Below are 20978 nucleotides of genomic sequence, written 5' to 3'. Positions count from 1 at the left end.
AGCGGGTCGGGCGGGTCTTCCGCGGCCCGGGCTGGGCGCCTGCGGCGCCGCCCGACGCGGCGGGTGCGGCGGGTGCGGGGGAGCGGGAGCCGGAGCGCGCCGTATGAGCGCCGCGCGCGCCCTGGCCGGGCTCTTCGCGCTGCTGGCCGCCACGCATCTGGGCGCGCTGCTCGCGGACGCCACCACGCTCGTCCATCTGACGAAGCCCGCCCTGATGCCGGTCCTCGCGGCGCACGTCCTGCTGCGCGGCGGGCCGCGCCCGCTGGTGGCGGCGCTGCTGTGCGGCTGCGGCGGGGACGTGCTGCTGCAACTCGGCGGCGAGACGGCCTTCCTGGCCGGAATGGGCTGCTTCGCGGCCGGACACCTCTGCTACCTCACCCTGTTCGCGCGGCCCGGGCGGCCGCGTACGGCGCCGTGGGTGGCGGCGGGCTACGGGGCGGTGTGGCTCGGCAGCACGGCCGCGCTGTGGCCCGGGCTGGACGCGGGACTGCGCGTCCCGGTCGCCGCGTACAGCCTGCTGCTGACGGCGATGGCGCTGGGCGCGCTGCGCGCGGGCCCGTGGACCGGGCTCGGCGGGGCGCTGTTCCTGCTCTCCGACGGCCTGATCGCGGCCGGTCTCGCGGACTGGCCGCGGCTGCCCGTACCCCAGTTCTGGATCATGGCCACCTATAGCGCCGCGCAGTACCTGCTGACCGCCGGACTGCTGCGCCGGACGGCCCGCGAAGCACCGCTCAGGGCGCTTCCGGCAGCCGCCTGAGCCGGACGATCCGGGCCGGGCGGCGGTGCCTTCCGGGCCTCCCGGGCGGCCAGCTGCTGGGCGGTCAGACGGGCGACCTTCTTGTCGGCCCGCGCCCGGTAGGAGTCCGCCGGGGTGGCCGACCTCGGCGGCAGCGGGCCCCAGGAGTCGTCATGGTGCACGGCGGCGGAGCCTCTCGCGGGCTTCCCGGGAACACGTACGGGCCGCCGGGCGGAAGCGCTGCCCGGCGGCCCGTACATCATGTCAGCGCGTCACTTCTTGACCGCGTCCAGGGCGTCCACGAGCCCGGCTCCGTAGAAGCCGTTGTAGCCCTTGCCGCCCTCGCACACCGCGTCGATCTCGCCGTCGCCGTCGATGTCGTACGACGTCGGGCAGGCGGTGTCGTCGGCCTGGGCCTTCAGGAGGGCCTTCACCTGTGCGGCGGAGGCCCGCGGGTGGGTGCTCTTGATGAGCGCCGCGACGCCCGCCGCGTGCGGGGAGGCCATCGAGGTGCCCGCCATGTAGCCGTACTTGCCGCCCGGGAGCGTGTTGTAGATCCGTCCGTCCTCGGCCGGGGGTGCGGGCTTCTGGTAGACGGTGCTGTCGCCGCCGGGGGCCGCGACGTCGATGACGCCGAGACCGTGGTTGGAGAACGACGACTTGAGCCCCTTGGCGCCCGTCGAGGCGGTGGTGACGACGCCCGGCAGCTGGGTCGGGATGTCCAGGCAGGTACTGGGGTCTATGACCCGCTCACCGGGGGTGGTGTCGTTCGGGCTGGAGGTGTCGGTGATCTTGTCGGAGGTGAGGTCGTAGTTCTCGTTGCCCGCGGCGGCCACGTTGACCACGCCCTTGCGCTCGGCGTACGACGAGGCCCGGCGCACCGCGTCGACCAGGGCCTTCTGGTCCGGGTCACCGGTGCAGTTGAAGTACCACGGGTCGGTGTAATAGCTGTTGTTGGTGACGTCGACGTCGTGCTCGGCGGCCCACATGAAGCCGCAGACGACGGCCTCGGTGTAGAAGAACCCGGCGGTCGTGGACACCTTGATGCCGGACACCTTGACGCCGGGGGCGACCCCGGTGACGCCGATGCCGTTCTTCGCGGCGGCGATCTCACCCGCGACGTGCGTGCCGTGCGGGCTCTCCTCCGCGCTCGGCCGCCAGGCGCCGTCGGCCGTGTTCGGCTTGCCGGACACGCAGTTGACCGACGCCTTGCGGTCGAAGTTGGGCGCCAGGTCGGGGTGGGTGTCGTCCACGCCGGTGTCGATGACCGCGACCGTCACCTTGCGGCTGCCGAGGGTCTTCTCGTGGGCCTTGTCCGCCTTGATGGCGGGCAGGTCCCACTGGAGCGGCTCCAGCGGGTCCTGACCGGCCTTGGCGCGGGCCGCGACCGCCTTGCGCTCCTTCTCGCTCAGCAGCTTCGGGGCGCCGGTGTCGCCGGTGGACTGGGCGGGCAGCGGCGCGGTGCGGGTGGCACCGGCGGAGGCGACGCCGCGGACCGTACGGAGGGTCTTGGCGAAGTCGGGGTTCGCCGAGTGGGCGACGATGACGCCGATCCGGTCGTACGAGGTGACCACCGTGCCACCGGCCTGCTTGATGGCCTTCTCGATCCGCGAGCCGTCGTGGTGGCCCGGGCGGACGTTGACGACGTAGCTGAGCGACGGGCCGTCGTCGGCGGTCGCGGCCGGTGCGGCGGGCACGTGCTGGTCCTGCCCGATCGCACCCGCCGAGGTCGGCAGGAACGCCAGCGCGCCGGTGAGCGCTAAGGCGGCGGGTATGGCGACGGCCCGTGGCGTCAGCCCCCGCGATCCGGAAGACTTCATTCGCGCAGTGGAACCTGTCCCGGGTCTGGGAGCATCCGATCTCAGCTGAGCCATGGGGTCTCCACCTCATCCGTAACGACCGCCGCAGCGCGGATGCGCGTGGGCGGGTACATGACGAGCGAAGCTATCGCTGATCATCGCCGGGTATCAATACATTCCGGAAGAAAACCCGCCACAGCGCCCGGATCCAAACGCATCAGCGAATTTTCCCTCCGTCTTTCAACCACCAGACCCTGTTGTGGACTTCGCTCCCGCTTTACGATGCGTGATCCGGATCACCTTCGCCGTCGTACGTCCCCGTCAGACCCACTCACCAGGAGAGACCGTGGATACCGCACCGGCCAGCGATCGTCCCGACGATCAGCGGCAGCATCATCGCCCCCCGTACGACGAGGTGCAGGCGAGCCCCGAATTCGGCGAACTGCGCACCGCACACCGCTCGTTCGCCTTCCCGCTGACCATCGCGTTCGTCAGCTGGTACCTGCTCTACGTCCTGCTGTCCAACTACGCGGGCGGCTTCATGGGCACCAAGCTCGTCGGCAACATCAATGTCGCCCTGGTGTTCGGCCTCGCCCAGTTCCTGACCACCTTCCTGATCGCCTGGTGGTACTCCCGGCACGCCGCCGCCAAGCTCGATCCGCGCGCGGAGGCCATCAAGGCCCGTCTGGGGGATGACGCATGAGTACGTACCTGCTCGCGGCCGAGAGCGCGTCGGACAACCGTCCGCTGATCATCACGCTCTTCACGGTCTTCGTCGTGGCGACCCTGGCCATCACCGTCTGGGCGGGCCGGCAGACCAAGGACGCCAACGACTTCTACGCCGGCGGCAGACAGTTCTCCGGCTTCCAGAACGGGCTCGCCATCTCCGGCGACTACATGTCCGCCGCGTCCTTCCTCGGCATCGCCGGGGCCATCGCGCTCTCCGGCTACGACGGCTTCCTGTACTCCATCGGCTTCCTCGTCGCCTGGCTGGTCGCCCTGCTCCTGGTCGCCGAACCGCTGCGCAACTCCGGCCGCTACACCATGGGCGACGTGCTCGCCTACCGGATGCGCCAGCGCCCGGTGCGCACCGCCGCGGGCGTCTCCACCATCGTCGTGTCGATCTTCTACCTGCTGGCCCAGATGGCGGGCGCGGGCGTCCTCGTCTCGCTGCTGCTGGGCATCACCAGCGAGGCCGGGAAGATCCTCATCGTCGTGCTCGTCGGCGTGGTGATGATGCTCTACGTCACCATCGGCGGCATGAAGGGCACCACCTGGGTGCAGATGGTCAAGGCCGTCCTGCTCATCGCCGGAACGCTGCTGATCACCTTCCTGGTGCTGCTCAAGTTCAACTTCAACGTCTCCGAGCTGCTGGGCGAGGCGGCCAAGAACAGCGGCATGGGCAGTGCGTTCCTGGAGCCGGGCCTGAAGTACGGGGTCAACGCCACCTCCAAGCTCGACTTCCTCTCGCTCGGCATCGCGCTGGTCCTCGGCACCGCCGGACTGCCGCACATCCTCATCCGCTTCTACACCGTCCCCACCGCCCAGGCCGCCCGTAAGTCGGTCAACTGGGCGATCGGCATCATCGGCGGCTTCTACCTGATGACGATCGCGCTCGGCTTCGGCGCGGCGGCCCTGCTGGACCACGACGCGATCATCGCCTCCAACAAGTCCGGCAACACCGCGGCGCCCCTGCTCGCCGAGGAGATCGGCGGCGGCGCGGACTCCACCGGCGGCGCGATCCTGCTCGCGGTGATCTCCGCGGTGGCGTTCGCCACCATCCTCGCCGTGGTCGCCGGGCTCACCCTCGCCTCCTCGTCGTCCTTCGCCCACGACCTGTACGCCAACGTGATCCGCAAGGGCCAGGCGACGCAGAAGGAGGAGATCAGGGCCGCCCGCTGGGCCACTGTCGGCATCGGCACCGTCGCCGTCGTCCTCGGGGTGTTCGCGCGAGATCTCAACGTCGCGGGGCTCGTCGCCCTCGCCTTCGCGGTCGCCGCCTCCGCCAATCTGCCGACCATCCTCTACAGCCTGTTCTGGAAACGTTTCACCACGCAGGGCGCCCTCTGGTCGATCTACGGCGGGCTCGTTTCCTCCGTCTTCCTGGTGCTCTTCTCGCCCGTCGTCTCCGGCAAGCCGACCTCGATGTTCCCGGACGTCGACTTCCACTGGTTCCCGCTGGAGAACCCCGGCCTGATCTCCATCCCGCTGGGCTTCCTGCTCGGCTGGCTGGGCACGATCGTCTCCAAGGAGGAGCCGGACAAGGCCAAGTACGCCGAACTGGAGGTCCGCTCGCTCACCGGACACGGCGCCCACTGACGCCGAACGACCCCCGGCGGCCCCTCGACGTCACCGCCTTCGCGTACGGTGCGGGACAATTGACCGCACTGCACGCAAGCGAACCGTGAGGGGCCGCCGACATGCTGATCGACACCTATGGTCGAGTCGCAACCGACCTGCGTGTCTCCCTGACCGACAGGTGCAACCTGCGGTGCACCTACTGCATGCCGGAAGAGGGGCTTCAATGGCTCGCCAAGCCTGATCTGCTCACCGACGACGAGATCGTCCGGCTGATCCGGATCGCCGTCACGGACCTCGGTGTCACCGAGGTCCGCTTCACCGGCGGTGAGCCACTGCTGCGCCCCGGCCTCGTCTCCATCGTCGAGCGCTGCGCCGCCCTCACCCCGCGCCCCGAGATGTCCCTGACCACCAACGGCATCGGCCTGGAGCGCACCGCCGCCGCCCTGCGCGACGCCGGTCTGGACCGGGTCAACGTCTCGCTCGACACCCTGCGCCCCGACGTCTTCCAGACCATGACCCGGCGCAAGCGCCACGGCGATGTGATGCGCGGCCTCGCCGCCGCACACTCCGCCGGACTCACCCCGGTCAAGGTCAACGCCGTGCTGATGCCCGGGCTCAACGATGACGAGGCACCCGATCTGCTCGCCTGGGCCCTGGACAACGGCTATGAGCTGCGCTTCATCGAGCAGATGCCGCTCGACGCCCAGCACGGCTGGCAGCGCGAGGGCATGATCACCGCAGGGGACATCCTGGAGAGCCTGCGCACCCGCTTCACCCTCACCGCGGAGGGCGACGACGAGCGCGGTTCCGCCCCCGCCGAGCGCTGGCTCGTCGACGGCGGCCCGGCCCGCGTCGGCGTCATCGCCTCCGTCACCCGCCCCTTCTGCCGCGCCTGCGACCGCACCCGGCTCACCGCCGACGGACAGGTGCGCACCTGCCTGTTCGCGCGCGAGGAGTCCGATCTGCGGGGCGCGCTGCGCTCCGGCGCGCCGGACGAGGAGGTCGCCCGGCTGTGGCGGCAGGCGATGTGGGGGAAGAAGGCGGGATCCGGGCTGGACGACCCGTCGTTCCTCCAGCCGGACCGCCCGATGTCGGCGATCGGCGGCTGACCACCGGCGTCCGCGGGCGCTCACCGGCTTCGGCGTCCGCTCACTGGTTTTCGGCGGCCGACCACTCCTCCAGGGACACGACGTCCTTCAGGAAGCCGCGCATGCCCAGGAACTTCGAGAGATGCTCGCGGTGCTCCTCGCACGCCAGCCAGGTCTTCCGCCGCTCCGGGGTGTGGAGCTTGGGGTTGTTCCAGGCCAGCACCCAGACGGCGGGGGCGCGGCAGCCCTTGGCGGAGCAGATCGGGGTGTCGGTCTCGGTGGCGGCGTTGAGGATGTTCACACCGCAGATGCTACGGAAACCGGCGCGGACATGACGACGCCGGGCAGCCACGGGGGGAGCCGCCCGGCGTCGGTCCGTCGCTCCGACGGGGGATGCGGAGCGCGTACGAAGTATGTCACGAGGGATAGGGCGCGGTGCACCGGAACAGCATGATTGATCTGAGGTTTTCCTGAGCTTCCGGAAACGCGGCAGGTCAGCCGTGTCCCCCGCGTCCATCCTCGCTGGTATGTGCGGCATCTTCCGGACCGGGTTCCGCCGATGCCGAATACGGTGCCGAATGGGGCGCCGATGGCGGTTCCGCATCCGAAGGTGCCTCGTCCCGGCCGGAGGTGAGCATCGGGCGCATCGGCGTCGGGACGAAGGTCGTGGGGAGCGAAGGGGCGTTCTCCCGGCCCGCGTTCGCGATCACCACCGCCACGTAGGGCAGCAACACACCCAGCACCAGGGCAACGATGGCCACATGGCGCTCGACGTTCCACAGCACGGCCGCCAGCACGACCGCCACCGTCCGCACCGACATCGAGATCACATAGCGCCGCTGCCGGCCGCGCACGTCGTCGGCCAGCCCCTGACGGGCCCCGGTGATCCGGAAGACCTCGGTCTCGCTGTGCTTCCGCATCACGTTCCACCACCTGGTCCCCGAGCAGGTACCCCCCGCTCCGATACGTACTCAACGTTACGCCGCGCCCCCATACGGTTCGAGACCGGGGCACCCCGATGGGTGGCGACGGCCGTACGCCACGGCCCGTACGGGACGCTTCGACATGCGCCGTAGCGAAAACGGTCGAACACTGGGAGGAAACGCGCATCCCCCGCCGCGTCAGGAGGCGACATGAACTGGCTGTGGGCGATCGTCGTAGGCGTCATTCTCGGTGTGATCGCCAGGGCGATCCTGCCGGGCAAGCAAGACATCCCGCTGTGGCTGACCTGCATTTACGGCATCCTCGGAGCCATCATCGGCAATGCGGTGGCCGGATGGATCGGGGTCAGGCACACCGGCGGATTCGACTGGATCCGGCATCTGCTCCAGCTGGCCGGGGCCATCGTGATCGTTGCGCTCGGCACCCCGCTGTGGCAGACGATCCGCCACGGCGGCAGGAGAGAACGGGCCTGAGCGGCACGACCTCCTAGGGCCGGGAGCGCACCGCGGAAGCCGCGGCGGCCGGCGCGCGTGGTGGAAGCGCACCGGCCGCCGCTTCGTCCTGGAGGCGAGGGGTCACACGCCGGGGGTCACACGCCCTGGAGCTGGGCGATCTTCCGTCCGGCCTTGAGGTAGACCCCGCCGGAGGCCGGGGTGAGCCCGGCGTCCGCCAGCACCTCCGCGACCACCTCGGCCAGCGGCCGTACGGCCTGGGCCTCGGCGAGCACGATCGCCTTCTGCCCGTCCTCGGCCTCCACGACCAGCCGCAGCCCGTTCTGCTTGGCGACCCGGCGGGCCGCCGACGCGCTCGGCTGGAACTCCAGGACCTTGCTCAGCACGGTCGCGATGGTCTCGCCGCCGTGCTCCGCGGCGTCGACCACCGGCAGCGTCCCGACGTCGGTGAAGCTCTTCTTGGAGAACTGCGCGATGAAGCCCGCACGCGCCTTCATCGCCGCCTCGACGCCGTACAGCGCCGCCACGACCTCACCCGCCAGCACCTTCTTGAGGTCCATCGGGTGCAGCGACTTGGTCTCCAGCCGGGTGGTCGCGGCGGCGATCTCCGCGTCCGTCCACTCCGTCCACGCCTCCAGGTACGGCTTCATCAGCCGGTCCGGAATCGACATGATCTTGCCGAAGACATCGTCGGCGGGCGCGCTGAGCGCCACGTAGTTGCCCTTGGACTTGGACATCTTGGCGCCGGTGCCGTCCGTGCCCTCGATCAGCGGCATGGTGACGACCAGCTGCGGCTGCTGGCCGCGCAGCTCCATCAGCTTGCGGCCCATCTGGAGGTTGAGCAGCTGATCGGCGCCGCCCAGCTCCACGTCGCTCTCCAGCGCCACCGAGTCCAGGCCCTGCGCGATCGGGTACAGCAGCTCGGACATGGTCAGCCCGGACCCCGCGGCCAGCCGGTTGCGGAAGTCCTCGCGCTGGAGCAGCTGGGACACCGGCACCTGCGCGAGCAGCCCCAGCAACTCCGGGAAGGTGTACGGCGACAGCCACTCGCTGTTCTGCCGGAAGCTGACCTTCTCGAAGTCGAAGAACGGCCGGACCTGCTCCTGGTAGCCCGCGAGGTTCCGCGCGATGTCGTCGTCGGTGAGCGGCGGGCGCTCGGCCGTACGCCCCGACGGGTCGCCGATCTTGGCCGTGAAGTCACCGATCAGCAGCGTGACGTCGTGCCCCATCCGCTGGAAGCGGTTGAGGACGATCATCGGCACGGTGTGCCCGAGGTGCACATCGGCGGCCGTCGGGTCGATGCCCAGCTTGATGGCGAGGCCCTGGCCCGCGGACCGGCGCTCCTCGATCCGCTCGGCCAGCTCCTTGATCCCCGGCAGGACCTCGACCGTACGGGAGGCGATCAGCTCGGCCTGCTCCTGTGCCGACAGGTCGCTCAGATCGAGGGAGCGCCGCGCGGACGTCTCGGTGAGCAGTTGCTCGACGGTCTTGTCGGAGGAGAGGTCCTGGTCGAGCAGCTCGCGGGCGCGGGCGACGGATGCGCCGAGGCGTGTCATGGGGTTCCTGGTGAGAGTGGGGAGCGGACGGATGGGCGGGGACCAGTCTATTAGCCGCTCTCACACCCCCTTGCTGACCGAGCTCATGTTGAAGTCCGGGATCCGCAGCGCAGGCATCGCGGCCCGGGTGAAGTAGTCACCCCACTCGCGCGGCAGGGTCGGCTCGGTGCGCCCCGCCTCGGTGGCCCGGGACAGCAGGCTCACCGGCGACTCGTTGAACCGGAAGTTGTTCACCTCGCCGACGACCTCGCCGCCCTCCACCAGATACACCCCGTCCCGGGTCAGCCCGGTCAGCAGCAGGGTGGCCGGATCGACCTCGCGGATGTACCACAGGCAGGTCAGCAGCAGGCCCCGCTCGGTCGAGGCGACCATCTCCTCCAGCGAGCGGGTGCCGCCCGCGTCCAGGATCAGGTTGTCGATCCCCGGGGCCAGCGGCAGCCCGGTCAGCCCCGCCGAGTGCCGGGTGGTGACCAGGTGCTTCAGCACCCCGTCCCGGATCCAGTCGGTGGCGGGGAGCGGCAGCCCGTTGTCGAACACCGACGCGTCGTCCCCGGAGGAGTGCGCGATCACGAACGGCGCCGCCTCCAGACCCGGCTCGTGCGGATCGCTGCGCAGCGTCAGCGGCAGCTCCGACAGCGTGTCCCCGACCCGGGTGCCGCCGCCCGGCTTGCTGAAGACCGTACGGCCCTCCGCCGCGTCCCGGGCCGACGAGGACCACAGCTGGTAGATCAGCAGATCGGCCACGGCGGTCGGGGGCAGCAGCGTCTCGTAGCGGCCCGCCGGAAGCTCGACCTTCCGCTCCGCCCAGCGCAGCCGCTGCGCCAGCTCGGCGTCGATCGCGGCCGGGTCCACGTCCGTGAAGTCCCGGGTCGCCCGCCCGGCCCAGGCCGAGCGCGTCATGTCCGGCGACTTGGCGTTCAGCTCCAGCGTGCCGCTCGGCTGGTCATGGCGCAGCCGCAGCCCGCCGGAGGTGCCCAGATAGCTGGAGACCACCTCATGGCTGGCGAACCCGTACAGCTCCCGGCCGCCCGCGCGGGCGGCGGCGAACGCCTCGCCGAGCGCCGGGGCGAACGCCGCGAACACCTCCGAGGAGGTCTCGGCGGGGGAGTCGGCGAAGCCGGGGGAGGCGGGCCGGGGCTCGACCAGCGGCTGGGCGTCCTCGGCCGGTCCCGCGTCCCGCGCGGCCGCCTCGGCGGCCCGTACCAGCGGCTCCAGCTCCTCGGCGGTCACGGCCGACCGGGACACCACCCCGGAGGCGGTGCCCTCCGCTCCGTCCACCGTGGCCACCACGGTCAGGGTGCGGCCCCGGGTGACGCCGTTGGTGGTCAGCGCGTTGCCCGCCCAGCGGAGGTTGGCGGTCGACGTCTCGTTCGCGATCACCACACAGCCGTCCGCGCGGGACAGCTCCAGGGTGCGTTCCACGATCTCGTGCGGCTTCACGCTCATGCTCCCGCCTCCTGGGTGGTGTTGAGGATGTTCACGCCGCGGAAGAGCGCGGACGGGCAGCCGTGCGACACCGACGCGACCTGGCCGGGCTGGGCCTTGCCGCAGTTGAAGGCGCCGCCCAGGACGTACGTCTGCGGCCCGCCGACCGCCGTCATCGAGCCCCAGAAGTCGGTGGTGGTCGCCTGGTACGCGAAGTCCCGCACCTGCCCGGCCAGCTCCCCGTTCCGGATGCGGTACGCCCGCTGCGCCGTGAACTGGAAGTTGTAGCGCTGCATATCGATCGACCATGAGCGGTCGCCGACCAGATAGAGCCCGTTCTCGACATCGCCGATGAGCCCGTCCGTGGCCGGGCCGCCGGGGTCCGGTCGCAGCGACACGTTCGCCATCCGCTGCACCGGCACATGGCCCGGTGAATCGGCGTACGCACACCCGTTGGACCGGCCCAGACCGGTCAACCGGGCGATTCTGCGGTCCAGCTGATACCCCACCAGCCTGCCGTCCTTCACCAGGTCCCAGGACTGCGCGGCCACGCCCTCGTCGTCGTACCCGATCGTGGCCAGCCCGTGTTCGGCGGTCCGGTCGCCGGTGACGTTCATGATCTCCGAGCCGTACCGCAGGCTGCCCAGCTGGTCGAAGGTGGCGAACGACGTCCCCGCGTACGCCGCCTCGTACCCCAGCGCCCGGTCCAGCTCGGTCGCGTGGCCGATCGACTCATGGATCGTCAGCCACAGATTGGACGGATCGATCACCAGGTCGTACGAGCCCGCCTCGACCGACGGCGCCGCCATCTTCTCCGCCAGCAGCCCGGGCAGTTCGGCCAGCTCCGCGTCCCAGTCCCAGCCGCCCGGCCCGCGCCCGGTGAGGTACTCCCAGCCGCGGCCGACCGGCGGGGCCAGCGTGCGCATCGAGTCGAACTCGCCGCTCGCCGGATCCACCGCCACCGCGGTCAGCTGCGGATGCAGCCGCACCCGCTGCTGGGTGGTCGTGGTGCCCGCCGTATCCGCGTAGAACTTGTTCTCATGGACGGTCAGCAGCGACGCGTCCGCATGCGCCACCCCGTCCGCCGCCAGCAGCCGCGAACTCCACTCGGCCAGCAGCCCGGTCTTGTCCGTGTCCGGCACGTCGAACGGATCGATCTCGTACGACGACACCCACGTCCTGTCGGCGTGCACCGGCTCGTCCGCCAGTTCCACCCGCTCATCGGACCCCGCCGCCTCGATCACCTTGGCCGACAGCTTCGCCATCGCCACGGCCTGCGAGGCCACCCGCGCCGCCGCGTCCATCGACAGGTCCACCCCGGACGCGAACCCCCAGCTCCCCCCGTGCACCACCCGGACCGCGTACCCCAGGTCCGTGACGTCGGACGACCCCGCGAGCCGGGCGTCCCGCAGCCGCCACGAGGCGCTGCGCACCCGCTCGAACCGGAAGTCCGCATGCTCGGCCCCCAACGCCCGCGCCCGCGCGAGCGCCGCGTCGGCGAGCGCGTGCAACGGCAGCGCGAGGAAGGACGGATCGATCTCGTGCGACACGGGCGACCCCTTCGTCGATGTATGTCCGACCGCAGTGAACCATGCCGCTACGACACCGGGGGTGTCCATCGCGTTACCCGGCGCAGGCCGCGGTGGGCCGTCAGGCGGATCGGGGCCAGTCGTCCATGGTCCCGTGGTCGCGCGCCGCGTCGTCCAGCGCCCGCATTCCGAGGTCGACGAGCGGGTTCCGCCGGCTGCCCCGGCGCACGCAGGTGAGGATCCGCCGCGTCGGCATGTTCCCGCTCGCCACCGGAATCCGCGCCACCGCCCCGCCCGCCGGGCCCTCGGCCAGCCGAGGGATGAGCGAGACGCCCAGCCCGTTCCCGACCAGCGACCAGACCGCCGGCCACTGGGTGGCGGCGTGCACGATCCGCGGCGAGAACCCGGCCGCCGCGCACAGCACCCGCACCCGCTGGGCGTGGTCGCAGGTGCCCGGGTCGGCGACGATCCAGTCCTCGGCCGCCGCGTCCTCCAGCCGCACCGACCCCGCCCGCGCCAGCGGGTGGGCGGCGGGCACCAGCAGGAAGTACGGCTCCTCCAGCAGGGGGCTCTGCTCGAACCGCGCGTCATCCGGCTGCGGCCCGCCCTCGATGGGCTCCACGACCGCGAGATCCACCTCGCCCGCCACCAGCAGATCCATGCTCTCCACGGTGTCGCACTCGCGCACCCGCACCAGGAGGTCGGGATGGCTGTGCCGCAGCCGCCCGGCCGCGGGGGCGATCAGGCCGCTGATCGCGGTGGTGAAGCCCGCGATGCGCAGCGGTCCGGTCATGCCCGCCCGGTACGACTCCAGCTCCGCCTGCGCCTCCTCCCACCGGGCCAGCAGCGCGTCGGCGTGGTCGATGAGCAGGAGCGCGGCCGGGGTCAGCCGGACGCCGCGGCCCTGCGGCTCCAGGAGCGGCACCCTGAGCTCGCGCGCCAGCTCGCGCACATGGTGGGAGACCGCCGACGGGGTGAGATGCAGGGCCTCGGCGGCCGCGGTGACCGTGCCCTGCTGGTGCACCATGCGGAGCATGTGAAGCCGACGCAGGTCAATCATGAAACTATTTTGCACACACGACCAGCAAAACGTGCAATGGACCGCAACGGTCGGCCGGGGTCATCCTGCTGGCATGTGCACCGACACGAGCACCATCGTTTCCCGGCACACCACCAGCGAGGGCGTCGTGGTCTGGAGCCGCTGCGCCTGCGGACGGCTTCGGATGCTCCTGGTCCCCTACGGCATCGACGGCACGGCACTCGCCGCGGGCGGACACGGCACCCGGCGCCCCCGCCGCGGCCGGGCGACATGACGCCCCCACCCCGCGCCACTCGCCTCGCAGCCCTCTGGACCCTCATCGGTCTGGTGCTGCTGACCCTCAACCTGCGGGCGGCCATCACCGGCATCCCCCCGGTCCTGGGCCAACTCCAGGACCACTTCGGGCTCACCGGCATCGAGGCGGGCGTGCTCGCCACCCTGCCGGAGCTGTGCCTGGGCATCTTCTCCGCGCTCACCCCCGTGCTCGCCCGCCGCATCGGCACCCAGGCGGCGATCACCGTGGCGCTCGTGGTGCTCACCGTCGGGCTCCTGCTGCGCGTACTCCCCGCCCAGCCGGCGCTGTTCACCGGCACCGTGCTGGCCGGGGCCGGGATCGCCACGGGCAACGTGCTGGTGCCCGCGGTCATCAAGCACGCGTTCCCCCGCCACGTGGGACCGCTCACCGGCCTGGCGATGATGCTGATGTCCGTCAGCGGCGCCGCCGCTGCGGGCCTGGCCGTCCCCCTGGACCACATGGGCGGCTGGCGGCTGGCCCTCGCCGCGTGGGCGGCCCCGTCCCTGATCGCGGCCCTGGTCTGGTGCCCGCTCGCCCTCCGCGGGCGGAAGCAGCCACCGGAACGGGCGCCCGCCCGCGCGGAGAAGGGAGCGCTGCTGCGCTCGCCGCTGGCGTGGTCCCTCACGGTCTTCATGGGGATGACGTCGCTGATGTTCTACACGCTGACGGCGTGGCTTCCCCAGATCATGCGCGACCACGGCTTCGCGCCCGCCACCGCCGGAATGATGAACTCGGTCATCATCATCATCGGAATCCCCCTCGGCTTCGTCGTCCCCGTGGTCGCCGCCCGCCTGCGCGACCAACGCCCGCTCGTCCTCGGGGTCGTCACCCTGATGGCGATCGGACTCGTCGGCCTGCTCCTGGCTCCCCGGGCCGGATGGGTCTGGGTCGCGGTCTTCGGCGTCGCCACCGGCAGCGCGTTCCCGATCGCCCTCACCCTCCTCAACCTGCGCTCACCCACGGCCGCGGTCACGGCCCGCCTCTCGGGCATGGCCCAGTCCGGCGGATACCTCCTCGCCGCGACCGGCCCCCTGACCTTCGGCGTACTGCACAGCGTCACCGGCGGCTGGGAGCCGTCGATCGCCCTGCTGCTCCTGCTGGTCGTGCCCGAGCTGATCTGCGGCCTCCTGGCCGCCCGCCCCGGCGTCGTACGCCTGAGCCCCCCACGGCCGGAGGACCCCACGGAGCACCCCACCGCCCCCGCGAACACCCCCGCCCCGCCCGCGCGGTGACCGTGCCGACTACGCGAGGGGCGGCTGGCGTTCGGCTGCGCGGCTGAGGCTGTCCTCGATGCGGGCCAGGGCGCGGATCGTGGCTTCCCGGTCCTCTTCGGCCAGGCCGTCGACGGTGCTTTCCTCGAGGTCCGCCCAGACCTGTTCGACTTCCTTGCGCAGGGCGAGGCTGGCGGCCGTGGGTTCGACGATGGTGGCGCGCTTGTCGGATTCGCTGGGGCGGCGACGGACGAAGCCCGCGTGCTCCAAGCGCTTGACGGTGCGGGTCATGGTGGCCGCGTCGGAGCCGAGGAGGCGTACGAGGTCTGTCTGGCGCTGGGGGCCGAGGTCCCACAGCTGCATCATGACCAGCTCCTGCCCGGGGTGCAGTCCCACGCGGCGCAGGAGTTGTCCGGCGAGCATCCGGTGCAGGCGGGCCACGCGGAAGATCGCGTGGTTCATGGCTCCCGCCCGGATCGAGGGCGGCATCGGCGGGCGGGCCATGTCCGCGGCGGAGCAGTCCGCGGGCGATGCGGCGCCGGGGTCGTTCGACACGTCCTTCATAACCCTCTCGCAGTGATGATTGCCTGGGCAGGGACATTCTATCGCTGGTCCCTGCCACCGCCCGAGAGCGGGTGTCAGGTGCCAGCAAGCAAAGGGGAGTGACGCACATCACGGTCTTCGGGGAATCGATTCTCGGATTTACTTGTTCGGACAGGCAATGGCATCGTGTGATGCCGCGCATCCAAGCCGAACAGGAGTCTGATCATGACAACGGCCTTCGCCCCCTACGACCTCGGCGGCCTCCGCCTGTCCAGCCGCATCGTGATGGCGCCCATGACCCGCAGCCGTGCGTACGGTCCCGGGCAGAGCGCCACCGAGCTGATGGCGGCCTACTACGCGCAGCGGGCGGGCGCCGGGCTGATCGTCACCGAGGGCACGCAGCCTTCGGTGGTCGGACAGGGGTATCCGGACACCCCCGGCATCCACTCCGCCGAGCAGATCGCGGCCTGGCGCAAGGTCACCGACGCCGTGCACGCGGAGGGCGGCAGGATCTTCCTCCAGTTGATGCACACCGGCCGGGTCGGGCACCCGAGCCTGATGGGGCTCACTCCGGTCGGCGCCTCCGCGGTCGCCGCCAAGGGGCAGGTCTATACGCACGACGGGCCGCAGGACTTCGTCACGCCGCACGAGCTGACCGAGGCGGAGATCGCGGAAACCGTCGCCGACTTCGCGACCGCCGCGCGCAACGCCGTCGAGGCGGACTTCGACGGCGTGGAGCTGCACGGCGCCAACGGCTATCTGATCCACCAGTTCCTCGCGCCGAACTCCAATCGGCGCACCGACGCCTGGGGCGGCAGCCCCGAGCGGCGGATCCGCTTCGCCGTCGAGACCGCGCGGGCCGTGGCCGAGGCCATCGGCGGGGACAAGGTCGGCTTCCGTATCTCCCCCGGCAACCCCTTCAACGACATCGACGAGAGTGACCGGACGGACGTGGAGGCCACCTACACCGCCCTGGTGGACGCGCTCGCCCCGCTCGGCCTGGCCTACCTCCACCAGATGGAGGCTCCCGAGATCCGCGACCTGACCGTACGGCTGCGCAAGGCATGGCCGAGTACCTTCGTCCTCAACCCGTTCACCGGTACGGAGCCCACCGGCCCCGACGCGCTGACGCTCATCGAGGACGGCACCGCCGACCTGATCGCCTACGGGGCGCTCTACCTCGCCAACCCCGACCTGCCCGTCCGCCTCGCCGCGGGCGGCCCCTTCAACACCCCGGACCGCGCCACCTCCTTCGGCGGCGACCACCGTGGCTACACCGACTACCCCGCCCTCGGCTGAACCGGAGACCCACCATGAGCTTTACGACCCGCCCCGGAACGTACGGGGCACGGCAGCCAGGAGCTGCGGTTCGCTGGCTGAACAAGGTGACCATGCGCCAGATCGTCCGCAAGGGCGGCGGGAAGATGCTCGGCGGCTTGGACGCCCTCGTGCTGACCACGGTCGGCAAGAAGAGCGGTGAGCCCCGTAAGTCCCCGGTGTGCTGGTTCCCCGGGGAGGGCGAAAGCTGGCTGATCGTGGCCTCGGCCAACGGAGCCGCGAAGAACCCCGCCTGGTATTACAACCTCGCCGCTCACCCCGACCAGGCAGCCATCACCCTCGCCGGCCGCACCGTGCCCGTCACCGCCGAACAGCTGCACGGCGAAGAACGCGAACGCGCCTGGCGCGGGATCGCCGACGCGTCGGCACGCTTCGGTCAGTATCAGCAGAAGACCGATCGCGAACTGCCCGTCATCCGCCTCACCCCGAGGCTCACCGGATGAAGCGCACCTCGGGGTGGTCGGGGGAGGGGCCGTCCAGCAGATCCTGCGGGCGGCCCCGCAGATGCTGGTCGAAGAAGGCCGGGATGTAGGCGCGCTGGGCGGCGACACTGCCCTCGGGGTCCACGGTGCCGATGTAGTCCTCACGGAGCTGGGCGGGGATGTCCAGGGTCTCGTCCAGGGCGGGCACGAACGACTGGGCGTCGGTGTAGCTGAAGTGGCGGGCCCGCTCCAGGCTCAGATCGCGCTTCCAGCCGGTCGAGCGGTCCCAGAAGGATTGCCATGAGGGCTTGTTCAAGTGAGTCTGGTCCGCCTTGCCCATGAGCATGAACGGGCGGTCCAGCCCTTCCAGGGCCACGGGGAGGAATTCGGTCGCGCTGTACTGAAGCGTGCCGTCCATGTTGATCCCCGCGTCGATCCGGGGGTCCACGCGCATGGTCTCCGCCGCGGTGACCCCTCCGCCTGAATGGCCGTACATGCCTGTCCGCTTCAGGTCGAGCGCCCGGCCCAGGCCGTGCGGCACGGGGCGCCCCTCGGCGTCGGGGTTGCGGCCGTCCCGTAAGGCAGCGAGTTGGTCGAGGACGAAGCGGGTGTCGCGTACCCGGGTGTCGATCGCCTTCTTGGTCTTCCCGGGCGTGCCCGCATCCTTCGCCAGTTCGACCCGGCCGTCCGGGAACTCCACCGGAGAGGTCTCATAGGTGTGGTCCATGGTGACCACCACATAGCCACGGCTCGCGAGTTCCATGGCCATCGAGGTGCCCAGGGAGCGGGGCATACCCAGGCCCGGTGAGTACAGCAGGACCGGCCGCCTGCCACGGCTGTCGGCCGGGGCTCCCGAGGCCGCGTCCGTACGGATCGCGGCCCAGTCCACCTCGCCGGGGCGCGCCAGGTTGTAGGAGCCCGACTCGTCCAGGTGGCGCGCGGCCCCGGGCCGCAGATACGGCTGGCGGGGATACCCGCGCGTCGAACGCGCCGGATACCAGACGCTGACCATCAGCTCCCGATCCCTTCCCGAGACCCAGGGATCGGGCCGGTCGCGGTCGACGAGATGCAGCTCCGTGCTCCCGACCGGGTACCGACCGGTCGGCTCGGGCAGCTCGAACCGGACGGCTTCCTGCACTGTGGAGGACGACGGCGCGGGGGCGGCGGAGGCGGCCGCACCGGTGGTGAGGGCGAGGGCGAGGCCCGCCGCGGTGGCTAAAACTCTGTTGATGCGCATGAGGGCCAATCTGGTTCCGCGCCCCGTACCGGGACATCCGGCGACAGGAGGAGCCGACCCCGGCATGTCACTGAGGGTTCCTCCTGAGGGTTTCTGTAGGAAGTCGACAGGGTCGGCTACGCGCCCCTGTGCGCGCTCGATTCTCCGAACCCATCCGTAGCCCGGTAGTTTTTCCGCACGAGGGTCGACACACGTACGGACACAGCGTGGGGTCGAGCACGACATCTACAAGAGAGGGTGGTCCCTTGAGCCGCTCGGTTCTCGTCACCGGAGGCAACCGCGGCATCGGCCTCGCCATCGCCCGGGCCTTCGCCGACGCAGGCGACAAGGTCGCCATCACCTATCGGTCCGGTGAGCCGCCGGCCGGCTTTCTCGCGGTGAAGTGCGACATCACCGAGCCCGAGCAGGTCGAGCAGGCGTACAAGGAGATCGAGGAGAAGCACGGCGCGGTCGAGGTTCTGGTGGCCAACGCCGGGGTCACCCGTGACCAGCTGCTGATGCGCATGTCGGAGGAGGACTTCGCCTCCGTCCTCGACACCAACCTCACCGGTACGTTCCGCATGGTCAAGCGGGCCAACCGGGGCATGCTGCGGGCCCGTAAGGGGCGCGTGGTGCTGATCTCGTCGGTGGTCGGGCTCATGGGCTCCGCCGGGCAGGCGAACTACGCCGCGTCCAAGGCCGGCCTGGTCGGCTTCGCGCGTTCGCTCGCCCGGGAGCTGGGCTCGCGGAACATCACCGTCAACGTGGTCGCGCCCGGTTTCGTCGACACGGACATGACGCGCGCGCTCAGCGACGAGCAGCGCGAGAACATCGTCAAGCAGGTGCCGCTCGCGCGCTACGCGCAGCCCGAGGAGATCGCCGCCTCGGTCCGCTTCCTGGCCTCCGACGAGGCCGCGTACATCACTGGAGCCGTCATCCCTGTCGACGGCGGATTGGGCATGGGTCACTGAACGTCATGAGTGGAATTCTCGCCGGTAAGCGCATCCTCGTCACGGGCGTCATCACCGAGTCCTCGATCGCCTTCCACGCCGCGAAGCTCGCCCAGGAGGAGGGCGCCGAGGTCATCCTGACCGGCTTCGGCCGGGTCTCCCTCGTCGAGCGGATCGCCAAGCGGCTGCCCAAGCCCGCCCCGGTCATCGAGCTGGACGTGCAGAACCAGGAGCACCTCGACGGGCTCGCCGACAAGGTGCGCGAGCACCTGGGGGAGGGCGTCGACCTCGACGGTGTCGTGCACTCCATCGCCTTCGGCCCGCAGGGCGCGTTCAACTTCCTGGAGGGCAGCTGGGAGGACGTCGGCACCGCCGTGCACGTCTCGGCGTACTCCCTCAAGGCGCTCACCATGGCCTGCCTGCCGGTCATGCCGCGCGGCGGCTCCATCGTCGGGCTGACCTTCGACGCCCAGTTCGCGTGGCCGAAGTACGACTGGATGGGCGTGGCCAAGGCCGCCCTGGAGTCGACCAGCCGCTACCTCGCCCGCGACCTGGGCGAGAAGAACGTGCGCTGCAACCTGGTCTCGGCCGGGCCCATCAAGTCCATGGCCGCGAAGTCCATCCCGGGCTTCGAGGAGCTGGCGGACGTCTGGAACCACCGGGCCCCGATCGGCTGGGACCTGACCGACCCGGAGCCCGCGGGCCGCGGTGTCGTCGCCCTGCTGTCCGACTGGTTCCCGCGCACCACCGGCGAGATCGTGCACGTCGACGGCGGCGTGCACATGATGGGCGCCTGAGCACCCGGACGCGTCGATACGGCCGCCGTCCCGTCCCGCGCGAAAGCGGGGCAGGGGCGGCGTTCGCATGTCGGGATGCATGTCGGGGTGCATGGCGGCGGTGCCTGTCGGCCGTCACCCGTTCGGACCAGCGGGCGGGCGGGCGGATGGCGCCGCACGCAGGGTGGAGACACCACACGACAAGGCACGACTCGCGGAGCGACAGCCCGGCCGAGGAGGTCCTGCCATGCGTACGCCCCGTCGCTTCGCGGTCGCCTCGCTGATCGTCGCCGCGATCGGGTGCGTCCTCGCCGCCTCCGACTCCGTAGCGTCCGTCGCATCCGTCGCGTCCGCCCCGCAGGAACGCCCCCGGCCGCGCGAGGCCGCCTGTTCCACGTCGCTGCGCGGCTCGCACGCCACCGCCAGCTGCTTCAACCCCTACCCCGACGCCGACCGGGTGCAGCTGCACGTCGAATGCGCCCGCTGGTGGGACCCGGACATGGACAGCCGCCGGGTGGAGGTGGGCCCGGCGCAGCACGTGGAGCTGGACGAGCGCTGCTGGAAGGACATCCGCAGGGCGTGGGTCACCCACCGCCGCCGCTGAGGGGGGCGTTCAGCCGGCCTCGGGCCCGAGGCGGCAGGCGAACGGGTGGGTGCTCGCCTCGGCCGCCGCCCGCTCCCCGTCCCGCTGCCGGATGGCGTCCACCAGCCGCGCGTGGTCCACGTACGCCTCGGGGCTCATGCCGTCGGCCACGTCGGCGCGCAGGAAGTCCCGTACGACCGCTCCCAGGTCCGCGTAGAGCGCCTCCAGTACGTCGTTGTGGGCGGCGGCCACGATCGCCATGTGGAGCGTCGCGTCCGCCTCCACGAACACGTCCGCGTCACCGGACTCCCAGGCCCGCTCGCGCCGGTCCAGCTGGGCGTCGATCTGCTTGACGTCCTGTTCGGTACGGCGCTCCGCGGCCAGCTGCGCGGCCTTCGTCTCCAGGGCGCTGCGCAGCTCGGCCACGTGCCGCGGGTCGGCGCTCGCGAAGCGGCGGTGCATCACCCCGGCCAGCTCGCTGGTCGCGAGGACGTACGTGCCCGAGCCCTGCCGGATGTCCAGCAGGCCGTTGTGCGCCAGCGCGCGCACCGCCTCGCGCACGGTGTTGCGCGCCACCCCGAGCTGCTCGACCAGTTCGGGCTCGGTCGGGATCCGCGAGCCCACCGGCCATTCGCCCGAGGTGATCTGGGCGCGCAGCTGGGCGATCACCTGGTCGGCGAGGGCGGAGCGCTGGGTCGACGTCAGCGGCATGACTCTCCTGTGCCTGGGGCCTGCTGGGACTGCTGGGGGCTGCTGGGGCTGCGAAACGAGCCGTTC

22 protein-coding genes are annotated in these 20978 nt (G+C 71.1%); 12 read left to right on the top strand and 10 right to left on the bottom strand.

The window, feature by feature from the left end; genetic code table 11:
* Nucleotides 1-103 precede the first annotated feature (103 nt).
* Nucleotides 104-757 (top strand): lysoplasmalogenase, encoded by a 654-nt coding sequence (locus EEJ42_RS25360; RefSeq protein ID WP_123103223.1) that lies wholly within the window; start codon nucleotides 104-106, stop codon nucleotides 755-757.
* 251 nt (nucleotides 758-1008) lie between these two features.
* On the opposite strand, the gene EEJ42_RS25350 is transcribed toward EEJ42_RS25360, so the two are convergent.
* Nucleotides 1009-2556, bottom strand: coding sequence for a S8 family peptidase (locus EEJ42_RS25350; RefSeq protein WP_123103221.1), 1548 nt, complete (start codon nucleotides 2554-2556; stop codon nucleotides 1009-1011).
* 325 nt (nucleotides 2557-2881) lie between these two features.
* On the opposite strand from EEJ42_RS25350, the gene EEJ42_RS25345 reads away from it, so the two are divergent.
* The 3 genes from EEJ42_RS25345 (at nucleotide 2882) to moaA (ending at nucleotide 5945) form a co-directional block, all read left to right on the top strand.
* On the top strand, nucleotides 2882-3238 hold the full coding sequence (locus EEJ42_RS25345) for a DUF485 domain-containing protein (RefSeq protein WP_123103219.1): 357 nt from the start codon (nucleotides 2882-2884) through the stop codon (nucleotides 3236-3238).
* A complete protein-coding gene (locus EEJ42_RS25340; protein ID WP_123103217.1) occupies nucleotides 3235-4854 on the top strand; it encodes a solute symporter family protein in 1620 nt (539 codons plus the stop codon). Before EEJ42_RS25345 ends, EEJ42_RS25340 begins: the two co-directional genes overlap by 4 nt.
* 101 nt (nucleotides 4855-4955) lie before the next feature.
* Nucleotides 4956-5945, top strand: coding sequence for a GTP 3',8-cyclase MoaA (moaA, locus tag EEJ42_RS25335; RefSeq protein WP_123103215.1), 990 nt, complete (start codon nucleotides 4956-4958; stop codon nucleotides 5943-5945).
* 40 nt (nucleotides 5946-5985) lie between these two features.
* Here the strand turns inward: moaA and EEJ42_RS25330 are convergent, their stop codons facing one another.
* Nucleotides 5986-6225 carry a hypothetical protein gene (locus EEJ42_RS25330; RefSeq protein WP_184503265.1) on the bottom strand — a complete coding sequence of 80 codons (240 nt, stop codon included), beginning with the start codon at nucleotides 6223-6225 and terminating at the stop codon, nucleotides 5986-5988.
* A gap of 193 nt (nucleotides 6226-6418) precedes the next feature.
* Nucleotides 6419-6844 (bottom strand): DUF3099 domain-containing protein, encoded by a 426-nt coding sequence (locus tag EEJ42_RS25325; protein WP_123103213.1) that lies wholly within the window; start codon nucleotides 6842-6844, stop codon nucleotides 6419-6421.
* Nucleotides 6845-7057: 213 nt separating this feature from the next.
* Between EEJ42_RS25325 and EEJ42_RS25320 the strand changes: the two genes are divergently transcribed.
* Entirely contained in the window at nucleotides 7058-7339 is a 282-nt protein-coding gene (locus tag EEJ42_RS25320) for a GlsB/YeaQ/YmgE family stress response membrane protein (RefSeq protein WP_123103211.1), read from the top strand.
* Between the two features lie 116 nt (nucleotides 7340-7455).
* On the opposite strand, the gene tyrS is transcribed toward EEJ42_RS25320, so the two are convergent.
* From tyrS to EEJ42_RS25300, 4 genes are all read right to left on the bottom strand, one after another.
* Nucleotides 7456-8874, bottom strand: coding sequence for a tyrosine--tRNA ligase (tyrS, locus tag EEJ42_RS25315; RefSeq protein ID WP_123103209.1), 1419 nt, complete (start codon nucleotides 8872-8874; stop codon nucleotides 7456-7458).
* A gap of 60 nt (nucleotides 8875-8934) precedes the next feature.
* Nucleotides 8935-10320, bottom strand: coding sequence for a metallopeptidase TldD-related protein (locus tag EEJ42_RS25310; RefSeq protein WP_123103207.1), 1386 nt, complete (start codon nucleotides 10318-10320; stop codon nucleotides 8935-8937).
* Nucleotides 10317-11849, bottom strand: coding sequence for a TldD/PmbA family protein (locus EEJ42_RS25305; protein WP_123103205.1), 1533 nt, complete (start codon nucleotides 11847-11849; stop codon nucleotides 10317-10319). The genes EEJ42_RS25310 and EEJ42_RS25305 overlap by 4 nt, the downstream gene beginning before the upstream one ends.
* A 100-nt stretch (nucleotides 11850-11949) precedes the next feature.
* Nucleotides 11950-12888, bottom strand: a complete 939-nt coding sequence (locus EEJ42_RS25300; RefSeq protein ID WP_246097355.1) for a LysR family transcriptional regulator — start codon at nucleotides 12886-12888, stop codon at nucleotides 11950-11952.
* A gap of 73 nt (nucleotides 12889-12961) precedes the next feature.
* On the opposite strand from EEJ42_RS25300, the gene EEJ42_RS25295 reads away from it, so the two are divergent.
* Entirely contained in the window at nucleotides 12962-13141 is a 180-nt protein-coding gene (locus EEJ42_RS25295; RefSeq protein WP_123103201.1) for a hypothetical protein, read from the top strand.
* Nucleotides 13138-14394 (top strand): CynX/NimT family MFS transporter, encoded by a 1257-nt coding sequence (locus tag EEJ42_RS25290; RefSeq protein WP_123103199.1) that lies wholly within the window; start codon nucleotides 13138-13140, stop codon nucleotides 14392-14394. The genes EEJ42_RS25295 and EEJ42_RS25290 overlap by 4 nt, the downstream gene beginning before the upstream one ends.
* Nucleotides 14395-14403: 9 nt before the next feature.
* Here EEJ42_RS25290 and EEJ42_RS25285 read toward each other — a convergent pair whose 3' ends face one another.
* On the bottom strand, nucleotides 14404-14877 hold the full coding sequence (locus tag EEJ42_RS25285; protein WP_123103235.1) for a MarR family winged helix-turn-helix transcriptional regulator: 474 nt from the start codon (nucleotides 14875-14877) through the stop codon (nucleotides 14404-14406).
* Between the two features lie 264 nt (nucleotides 14878-15141).
* Here EEJ42_RS25285 and EEJ42_RS25280 point away from each other — a divergent pair, with 264 nt between their 5' ends.
* The gene (locus tag EEJ42_RS25280; protein WP_184503264.1) at nucleotides 15142-16215 is read left to right on the top strand and encodes an alkene reductase; all 1074 of its coding nucleotides are present in this window, start codon (nucleotides 15142-15144) and stop codon (nucleotides 16213-16215) included.
* Nucleotides 16216-16229: 14 nt separating this feature from the next.
* The gene (locus EEJ42_RS25275) at nucleotides 16230-16697 is read left to right on the top strand and encodes a nitroreductase/quinone reductase family protein (protein ID WP_123103195.1); all 468 of its coding nucleotides are present in this window, start codon (nucleotides 16230-16232) and stop codon (nucleotides 16695-16697) included.
* Here EEJ42_RS25275 and EEJ42_RS25270 read toward each other — a convergent pair.
* Nucleotides 16687-17913, bottom strand: coding sequence for an alpha/beta hydrolase family protein (locus EEJ42_RS25270; RefSeq protein ID WP_184503263.1), 1227 nt, complete (start codon nucleotides 17911-17913; stop codon nucleotides 16687-16689). The genes EEJ42_RS25275 and EEJ42_RS25270 overlap by 11 nt on opposite strands.
* Before the next feature lie 245 nt (nucleotides 17914-18158).
* Here EEJ42_RS25270 and fabG point away from each other — a divergent pair, with 245 nt between their 5' ends.
* The 3 genes from fabG to EEJ42_RS25255 all read left to right on the top strand — a co-directional run bounded on the left by fabG (nucleotide 18159) and on the right by EEJ42_RS25255 (nucleotide 20222).
* A complete protein-coding gene (gene fabG, locus EEJ42_RS25265) occupies nucleotides 18159-18863 on the top strand; it encodes a 3-oxoacyl-[acyl-carrier-protein] reductase (RefSeq protein ID WP_123103193.1) in 705 nt (234 codons plus the stop codon).
* A 5-nt stretch (nucleotides 18864-18868) separates the two neighbouring features.
* A complete protein-coding gene (gene fabI, locus EEJ42_RS25260) occupies nucleotides 18869-19639 on the top strand; it encodes an enoyl-ACP reductase FabI (RefSeq protein WP_123103191.1) in 771 nt (256 codons plus the stop codon).
* A gap of 226 nt (nucleotides 19640-19865) precedes the next feature.
* Nucleotides 19866-20222 carry a hypothetical protein gene (locus EEJ42_RS25255; protein WP_123103189.1) on the top strand — a complete coding sequence of 119 codons (357 nt, stop codon included), beginning with the start codon at nucleotides 19866-19868 and terminating at the stop codon, nucleotides 20220-20222.
* A gap of 9 nt (nucleotides 20223-20231) precedes the next feature.
* Here the strand turns inward: EEJ42_RS25255 and EEJ42_RS25250 are convergent, their stop codons facing one another.
* Complete coding sequence (locus EEJ42_RS25250; protein ID WP_123103187.1) at nucleotides 20232-20912, bottom strand: FadR/GntR family transcriptional regulator; 681 nt, start codon at nucleotides 20910-20912, stop codon at nucleotides 20232-20234.
* Nucleotides 20913-20978: the final 66 nt, after the last annotated feature.

The sequence above is a fragment of the Streptomyces botrytidirepellens genome (assembly GCF_003721215.1).
Taxonomy (GTDB): domain Bacteria; phylum Actinomycetota; class Actinomycetes; order Streptomycetales; family Streptomycetaceae; genus Streptomyces; species Streptomyces himastatinicus.
The sequence above is the reverse complement of the archived record's forward strand: the minus strand, read 5'-3'. Positions and strand labels throughout refer to the sequence as shown.